General features: G+C 39.3%; 2 protein-coding genes. One reads left to right on the top strand and one right to left on the bottom strand.

Annotated elements, in window-relative coordinates; translation table 11 throughout:
* The first annotated feature begins 161 nt into the window (after positions 1-161).
* On the top strand, positions 162-1,175 hold the full coding sequence (locus BZG77_RS14485; protein ID WP_077647746.1) for a sugar transferase: 1,014 nt from the start codon (positions 162-164) through the stop codon (positions 1,173-1,175).
* Positions 1,176-1,271: 96 nt separating this feature from the next.
* Here BZG77_RS14485 and BZG77_RS14480 read toward each other — a convergent pair whose 3' ends face one another.
* Positions 1,272-2,045: a glycosyltransferase family 2 protein gene (locus BZG77_RS14480; RefSeq protein WP_077647745.1), complete on the bottom strand. Its 774-nt coding sequence runs from the start codon at positions 2,043-2,045 to the stop codon at positions 1,272-1,274.
* Positions 2,046-2,082: the final 37 nt, after the last annotated feature.

The raw sequence follows: 2,082 nt of genomic DNA, 5'->3' as shown, positions 1-2,082 counted from the left end.
ATAAAACGCTTCACTCTTCAGGACACACTTTTTTTAATCGCTCCCATCAGGTAGAATTTCGTCATTATTGTATAAAAAGTCACGCATGACCGAATTGTATCGGACACATAACAACAGCGTGACAATCCATACTAACAATTAAAATTTGGCTAGATACCCCCATGAATAATACGCTTTCGCCTGAGGTACAACATCGTGACTTAGAAACGGTCGCGCCGACAAAAGAACGAGAGTTTCGTGACTCGCGATTCATTAATCAACCGCATACTGACTATGACCAGTGTGATGTATTCATCTATTGCCCTMATGAAGACATCGATGATTTAGCGCAAGTATTAGAGCGCCATCCTGACTTAAGGGCTTGCATCAACTGCTATGATGTACAAAACCTTAAAAATAAAACCTTGTGCCACTTTAAAAGTGCAAAGYTATCAACACAACAGCAAGAGTTTTTGATCGGTGCCACGGAGCTAGGTGCTTGGGTTGAACCTCTGGTTAGCTACTTTGATAGAACGCTCGGTTACACAGAAACCGAATTACTTCACAGTGGTTATTTTTTACACCAAAAAGCCTTTTCAATATTATCTGAACGAAAAAACGGTTTACAAAAACGCGTCATCGATCTGCTGTTTGCCACTGCTATAGGCTTAGTTGCATTGCCAATAGGATTAATCACAGCGCTACTCATCAAGCTTGAATCCCCAGGCCCTATATTCTTCAAACAAAAGCGTACCGGCCAGTACAATAAAGAATTTWACGTGATTAAGTTTCGCTCGATGCGTAACGATGCTGAAAAAAACGGCGCACAGTGGGCGACGAAGAACGATGCGCGCGTGACCAGAGTGGGCAATTTTATTCGTAAAACCCGCATCGACGAGCTACCGCAGCTGATTAATGTATTTAAAGGCGAGATGTCACTGGTGGGCCCGCGCCCAGAGCGCGAAGTGTTTATTGCAGAGTTAGAGAAGTCAATTCCATACTATCGCTTTCGTCATGCTGTAAAGCCGGGTGTCACTGGGCTGGCACAAGTTAAATACCCTTATGGCGCCTCAGTAGAGGATGCGATTTGGAAACATAAATATGATGTGTATTACATCAAGCATCAAACGTGGAAAATGGAATTGAGAATTCTGTTGCTTACGGTAAAGACAGTCCTGTTTGGAATGGGTAGATAATCGTTAAGAGTAACGAGAACCCCTAGCGCTGAGCCCTAATTAGCACATTATATTAGACTTTTAGTAAGAAAAAACCACCGCTTAGCGGTGGTTTTTTTATCGATGCTTAAGAAAGCCCTTGTACGCATAAACGGAAAAAACAAATAAAGACTTCATTAATCCTAACCCGATAACTTTTCGATACAGCTCCCACTGATAAGATAATACTTTAAGTTTATTTGAGGACATGCCATTGTTATACCGATAACTTGCAAGAACTTCAGGTAGGCAATGGGCAGTAGGTATATCCTTTAAGATATGTAACCATAAAGCCATATCCTGACGCTTTCTGATCAAGGGCATATATCTCTTACCCAACTTTTTAGTATCGTAAACTGCTGTTAAGCAACCAATGACATTACTAAATAGTAATTTATTGTAGTCAGTCTCTAAAGGGGCTTTGACAATGTCCAGAACATCACTGCCATCTAATCGTTGGTAATATGTATAGGTTAAAGCATAGTTGTTTTCTAACATAAAAGAAATTTGTTTCTCAATTTTATCCTCTTTCCATAAATCATCAGAGTCTAAAAATGCTATAAAACGCCCTCTAGCTTTCTCAATTGCAAAGTTCCTACACCAGCCAGCACCTTTATTTTCAGAGTTCGAGTAAGCTTTAATTCTGTCGTATTCATCAACGAATCGACTTACAACACGCCAAGTATCATCTGTAGACGCGTCATCTACTATAATAAGTTCCCAGTTTTTATACGTTTGGCTTAATACACTATTTACACTTTCAACTATGGTATCCTCACAGTTAAAGCTTGGCATTATAATAGAAACCATCGGTGCTTTTTCTAACACAATACTCTTACCATTATTTTTCATATTTATTCTATTTACCTAAACAATTAAAATATAGAGT

Origin of the sequence: Salinivibrio sp. IB643, from assembly GCF_001996105.1 — a bacterium.
Taxonomy (GTDB): domain Bacteria; phylum Pseudomonadota; class Gammaproteobacteria; order Enterobacterales; family Vibrionaceae; genus Salinivibrio; species Salinivibrio costicola.
This window is presented reverse-complemented; position numbering and strand designations above follow the sequence as displayed.

What these genes read in the sequence shown, in the direction of transcription:
- BZG77_RS14480 (WP_077647745.1), bottom strand. Translation starts at nt 2,045, where the DNA reads ATGAAAAATAATGGTAAGAGTATTGTGTTAGAAAAAGCACCGATGGTT.